The organism is Pseudomonadota bacterium, assembly GCA_026388215.1.
In the GTDB taxonomy this organism is placed as follows: Bacteria; Desulfobacterota; Syntrophorhabdia; order Syntrophorhabdales; family Syntrophorhabdaceae; genus JAPLKF01.
Map to the genome: position 1 here is coordinate 1 of JAPLKF010000067.1, position 5619 is coordinate 5619.

The 5619-nt window shown below is 43.9% G+C and carries 7 protein-coding genes; 1 reads left to right on the plus strand and 6 read right to left on the minus strand.

The features are described from left to right. Positions 1 to 174 precede the first annotated feature (174 nt). Positions 175 to 903 carry a lipid-binding SYLF domain-containing protein gene (locus NTU69_04485; protein MCX5802782.1) on the minus strand — a complete coding sequence of 243 codons (729 nt, stop codon included), beginning with the start codon at positions 901 to 903 and terminating at the stop codon, positions 175 to 177. A 269-nt stretch (positions 904 to 1172) separates the two neighbouring features. Here NTU69_04485 and NTU69_04490 point away from each other — a divergent pair, with 269 nt between their 5' ends. Beyond that, entirely contained in the window at positions 1173 to 1421 is a 249-nt protein-coding gene (locus NTU69_04490; protein ID MCX5802783.1) for a hypothetical protein, read from the plus strand. Positions 1422 to 1576: 155 nt separating this feature from the next. Here NTU69_04490 and NTU69_04495 read toward each other — a convergent pair whose 3' ends face one another. From NTU69_04495 to NTU69_04515, 5 genes are all read right to left on the minus strand, one after another. Then, complete coding sequence (locus NTU69_04495; GenBank protein MCX5802784.1) at positions 1577 to 2005, minus strand: DUF2784 domain-containing protein; 429 nt, start codon at positions 2003 to 2005, stop codon at positions 1577 to 1579. Positions 2006 to 2035: 30 nt separating this feature from the next. Then, on the minus strand, positions 2036 to 2953 hold the full coding sequence (locus tag NTU69_04500) for a methylenetetrahydrofolate reductase (protein MCX5802785.1): 918 nt from the start codon (positions 2951 to 2953) through the stop codon (positions 2036 to 2038). Then, positions 2950 to 3618, minus strand: a complete 669-nt coding sequence (locus tag NTU69_04505) for a methylenetetrahydrofolate reductase C-terminal domain-containing protein (GenBank protein ID MCX5802786.1) — start codon at positions 3616 to 3618, stop codon at positions 2950 to 2952. Before NTU69_04505 ends, NTU69_04500 begins: the two co-directional genes overlap by 4 nt. Positions 3619 to 3641: 23 nt before the next feature. Beyond that, entirely contained in the window at positions 3642 to 4130 is a 489-nt protein-coding gene (locus NTU69_04510; protein ID MCX5802787.1) for a hydrogenase iron-sulfur subunit, read from the minus strand. Between the two features lie 204 nt (positions 4131 to 4334). Then, on the minus strand, positions 4335 to 5619 hold a 1285-nt coding region (locus NTU69_04515; protein ID MCX5802788.1), incomplete at its 5' end, for an FAD-dependent oxidoreductase.

Genomic DNA, 5619 nt, shown 5'->3' on the forward strand with positions numbered 1-5619 from the left:
CCTGCTCCGGTGATTAACGCCGTATGGCCGCTGAGTTCCATGACACCCTCCTTTTTAATACCTGCATAATCCGCAGGCGTCTTCAAATGCAGTTCATAGCTGATAGTTCATAGCTAATAGAATAGCTAAAAGCTAAAAGCAGAGAGCAGAGAGCCTTTATAGCTCTCCCGGAGATTATTTTCCTTGAACCCCCTTGGAGACTGTCTCAAGAAGCGGAGCAGAATGCGAATTTTTGACCGCCTTGCGGATAAGGATATCTGTGGGGGTTACCTTCTTTCCATAGTAGGACTTATTTAAACCTTCACGGACCTTCACAACTGCACCCTCAACGGATATGCCGCCGTACAGCCCCTTAGAGCGCGCATAGCTGATAATGTCAGCACTGAGATTTGCAGTTGAGGCATCCACTCCAACTCCGACCGGTCCCACAGCTACGCCAATGTCAGCACCGAGCTTGACACTACTCGAAAGAAGTGCCGTGACACCCCTTTCGGTCATTATCAGAAGTATCACTTCCGACGCTTCCCCGCCAATCTGAAGGCCAAAGCTCGCTTCACCGATTGTATAGAAGGCAGGCCCTGTCCATTGTCCGGTTTTCTTTTCCCGCACCAGCAACACCCCGCTTCCGCCCGATGCACCAATGATAAATGCCCCTTTCAGAATCTGGGGTGCGATAAACACGCCCCTGGCATCCTTGACTAATTTACGAAAACCCTCCATTTCTCGGGCGACCGTAAAGGTTTCGAAGGTGAGCTTTGCCTTGTCCACCAGCTGCCTGGCATCTAAGGCGTCGTCAGCTATTGCGGGTGTTGGAGTAAAACCACTTTTTCCAGGAGACAAAAAAATCATTGCCGCGATAAGAAGGACTATAGCGGTTATGAAAGTAAATCCTTTTATTTTCATGTAAACCCCCTTCTTCTGGAATTTTTTATTTAACCTTGACATCTGACATATTCTCTTTTCTGCTTTCCTCTTGTTGAATATAATCACTATAGAATCAATGGTATAAAAAACTAATTTTATTGTCAACGAATTTTAAAACCGCGGTATCTCAAGGTATTTTCTTTTTATTCAAAGCTGATTTAGTTATTTTATTTGGAAATCGAGCTATAGGGGTGTAAAATTATTCTGAAAGTATCTAAGGATATAATTCATTTCATGGAGGTGGAATAATGATTAAGAAAAAAGCAAAAACTTCAAAGGTTGTTGAGAAGTTTATATACGTCAAGACTGTTGATGGGTCTATGATTCGAGGGAAAATTAACATAGGGCCCAATAAAAGAATATCCGATATGTTTATGAAGGGCGAAGCCCCTTTTATCGTATTGTATGATGTGGTTCAACAACAGGATATGCCGAAAAAGGTGCTGGTTATTAATAAAAGGCACATTATCTGGGTGGAACCAGACGAGCCAATATAGAAGACAACCGTGGGCAGGATAGAGTACTTGAATTATCCATGTATTTTGTTGACAGTATTTATGGCACTTGACCTGTACTATCTTGAATCTGCTGGCTATGTTGAAACCACCGCTCCTTTACTCCAGACATTGCAGGACGAAGGTAGCGGTAAATTTTAAGGATTAGGTTGCTGCTCTTTTATGGCCTGCCTGTGAAACCTTGGTGGGATTAAAACAAAAGTGAGTATCACAATGAACCCAAATGTAATATGCATGATGGTAAAGACCCAGGAAGGGAAATCGTAAAAAATTACCATCCTTACAAGACGTGCAATGAATGAGATATCCCTGTCGACTGTTTGTCCAGAAAGCCGCCTTAAGTTATATTCCCATACTGTAAGGGGACATAGTACCCGTATGAAGGCCTCAACAGCAACCAGAACAACAGATATAAGGTGAACCACCCGGAAGGTAAGGTTTCGAATCCACCTCCACCTTAAGAATCCCCCGAAGATAATCACTATTTGTCCTCCGACAGCAAAAAGAACATAGAGGAAGTGAAAAATTACGATAAGGTCGGCCAGTAATGGATAATCACCTTGCATACCCCCATTCCTGTAATGAAAATTGTTAGACTATGGTCTGGGGTAAAGCCCTGCTGACTTTACAATCTCCGGAACCTTCTCTTCCCATTCAATTGCCATGATGTGCACGCCAGCCACACCTTTTATTGCCCTTACCCTTTCGATTGTCTCAACAGCTATCTTTATTCCCTCTTCTGCAACCTTTTCCTTCGGGACATTTTTCAAACGCTCGATCTGTTCTTCAGGTATATCCATGCCCGGGACTGAATTTTTCATATAACGTGCCATCCCGATTGACTTCATCGGGGTAATCCCGGCAAGTATATAGACCTTTTCATTAAGACCTAAATCACGGACCATCTCCATCCACTTTTCAAATTTTTCCACATTAAAGATACACTGTGTCTGGACGAACTCTGCCCCTGCCTTCACCTTTTTCGCAAGCCTCATTGCCCTTATCTCGAATGGGTCTGCAAAGGGGTTTGCTGCACAGCCGACAAATATATTAGGTTTACCCTTTATCTCTTCTCCACTTAAAAACTTCCCCTCATCTGTCATGCGCCTCACGCACTGGATAAGCTGCATAGAGTCAATATCAAACACATTCTTTGCCCCTGGATGGTCTCCGAACTTCTGATGGTCTCCTGATAGACATAAAATATTGTTGATGCCCAAGGCGGCAGCCCCTAAGATATCGCTCTGTATTGCAATCCTGTTTCTATCCCTGCACACCATCTGCATAACGGGGTTAAAACCCATTTCCTTCAGTATAAGACAAGCGGAGAAACTGCTCATCCTCACAACGCTTGTCTGGTTATCGGTGACATTCACGGCGTCTACATAGCCTTTTAGAAAAGAACCTTTTTTCCTGATTACTTCAGGATCCGCACCCCTTGGGGGACCGCATTCGGATGTAACGGCAAATGCCCCGCTTTTTAAAACCCTTTCTAAATTACTCCCTGTATTCATATCTTCAAATCCTCCCTGATTCTTTTTCTCGGGCCGCCATCCCTGCTTGTAGACCAGTCCTTCGCGGGCTGAATCTCAAGGTATTTCTCCAGCATATTCATCTCTTTGTACCTGTCAACAATCAGCTGCCAGCCGCAGGGGATATCCTTATCTACCTCACACTTACCATCCTGTGAACCTCCGCATGGTCCGTTGAATAGGCTCTTTGCACACCTCGTCACAGGACATATGCCGAGGGTTTTATCGAGGACACAGTTGCCACAGCCCTGACACCGCTCAGTCCATACCCCGTGTTCTTCCGTAACACCCTCGAAGCTCGTGTTTACTGCTGGTAAGATTATCTTGTTCCTGTAATTTTCCCCGACAAACTGGATACCACAACCGCATGCCATTGATATTACCACATCGTAGTCATTGATAATAGGTTTTAGAGTCTCCACATATTCCAGGTCACAGTTCCTCTCCAGTGTCAATTCCTTTATTTCAACCGGTCTTCCTTCTTTTTGCCTGAACAACCTTATTTCAGATGCAAGAACTGCAACCTCTTTTGCCCCTCCCACAGCACATACTGTGACACATTCATTGCAACCGAGGAGGAGTATCCTTGAATATGGCTTCACCATCTCGATGATCTCCTCAAAGGGTTTCCTGTTTGCTACTATCATTGGCTTAATCCTCCATACTGAAATTAAGGGTTCGAGGGTTCGAGGGTTCCAGGGTTCGAGAGATTTTCACTTGAATCCTTGGCCACTTGATCACTTGACCACTGCTTCTTAGCCGGATTTGGCCCGAGGGCCCTTATCTTTTCTGTCATTTCACGGGCTACCTCTGCAAAGTGCTGGCCTTCTGCTGCAGACATATTGTACATTGCAACCCGTTCCCCTCCTATTCCGCTCTCATCTAAGAGTTTCTTTACATATTCAACCCGTTTTTTTGCCCTTAAATTTCCTGTCAGAAAATGGCAATCCCCCTCAAGACACCCTACAAGATATACACCATCAGCACCATTCTCAAATGCCTTTAGAACGTGAATAATGTCGACCCTACCGGTACATGGTACTTTCATGATCTTGATATTTGTAGGGTAAGAGAGTCTCATCGAACCTGCCAGGTCCGCAGCTGTATACCCTCAGAATTCGCAGCAAAAAGCTATAATTTCAGGTTCAAAACCTTCCATATTCTATCCCTTTTCCTTGCAATAACCAATAACAAAATCCCAAGCTCCAAATAATACCCAATAACCAATAACCAAATTCCAAGTTTCAGATGAAAGACAATAACCAATAATCAAATTCCAAATTACAGACTTAGAATTTGTTTGGTTATTGTTGTTTGGTAATTGGTTATTGTTCTTTAATTGGTTATTCATATAATTTTATTCTCACTTTCCACACAATGCCTTTGTCTTCTCCACTATCTGGATATCCCTGTAATGCATTAAATCAATCGCCTTAGCAGGACATTCTGCAGCACAGGAACCACACCCCTTGCATTTACTGATATCGATCTCTGCTTCACCTTTTTCATTGATTATGGGTACAGAATAAGGACATACCCTGACACAGGTGAGGCATGCTGCACACTTATCCCCCTCCACTGAGGCAACGATACCACCAACAGCTATCTTATCCTTTGAAAGTATTGTGATTGCCCGTGCAACAGAGCCTTCCGCCTGGGTAATGGTTTCCTGAATATTCTTCGGCGAATGGCAGAGACCAGCCAGGAACATACCGTCAGATGCAAAATCGAGGGGTTTTAGTTTCATGTGTGCCTCAAGAAAGAAGCCTTCATTTGTCCTCGGTACCTTAAACAGTGTTGCAAGTTCTTTATTATCCCTCGGTATTACCGCACTGCTTAAGGCAATTAAATCCGTCTTGAATGAAATCTGCTCCATTATCGAGGGATCATAACAGCTCATGTAGAGTGAACCATTTTTCAGTGAGAGGGTAGGGGGGGTTGCTGCATCGAATCTTATGAACCTCACACCGAGTCTCCTCGCCTTCAGATAATACTTCTCCAGAAATCCGTAAGTCCTTATGTCCCTGTAAAGGATTACCACATCTCTATCAGGCCTTTTCTCTTTCAGGGTTATTGCATTTTTGATAGCAGTGGAACAGCAGACCCTTCCACAGTATGGACGCTCCTCGTTCCTCGAACCGACACACTGTATCATCACGCATCTTTCAAATGGGGGCAGTGTTCCATCTACAACCTTTCCCTCCAGTTCCATCTGGGTCATAACCCTTTCATCTTCACCGTACCTGTACATGCCATGGGGTTTATGCTCTTCTCCCCCTGTTGCAAGCACAATGATGCCATGTTTTATCTTTTTGTACTCTTTATCAGTTCCAATCAAAAGCCCTGTCTCAAAATTTCCTTTAAAGCCTGTATGGTCTTTTATTGTTGTATTTGTTTCTACATGTATGAGGGGATGGCTTATCACCTTTTCTGTAGTCTCCTTTAAAAAATCCTGGACTTCCATCCCGTCGAGCGTATGGAATATGTGTCTAAGGTTTCCTCCAAGGGCATCTTCCTTTTCCACAAGGAATACCTCGAAATTCTGATTCGCAAGTTTTAAGGCTGCCGTCATACCTGCAATGCCCCCTCCCACGATAAGGGCCCTTTTGTTCACGTCAATTGATACTTCCTTAAGTGGTTTTATATAG

Coding starts and splice junctions, on each gene's coding strand:
- NTU69_04485 (MCX5802782.1), bottom strand. CDS start 903: ATGAAAATAAAAGGATTTACTTTCATAACCGCTATAGTCCTTCTTATC.
- NTU69_04490 (MCX5802783.1), top strand. CDS start 1,173: ATGATTAAGAAAAAAGCAAAAACTTCAAAGGTTGTTGAGAAGTTTATA.
- NTU69_04495 (MCX5802784.1), bottom strand. CDS start 2,005: ATGCAAGGTGATTATCCATTACTGGCCGACCTTATCGTAATTTTTCAC.
- NTU69_04500 (MCX5802785.1), bottom strand. CDS start 2,953: ATGAATACAGGGAGTAATTTAGAAAGGGTTTTAAAAAGCGGGGCATTT.
- NTU69_04505 (MCX5802786.1), bottom strand. CDS start 3,618: ATGATAGTAGCAAACAGGAAACCCTTTGAGGAGATCATCGAGATGGTG.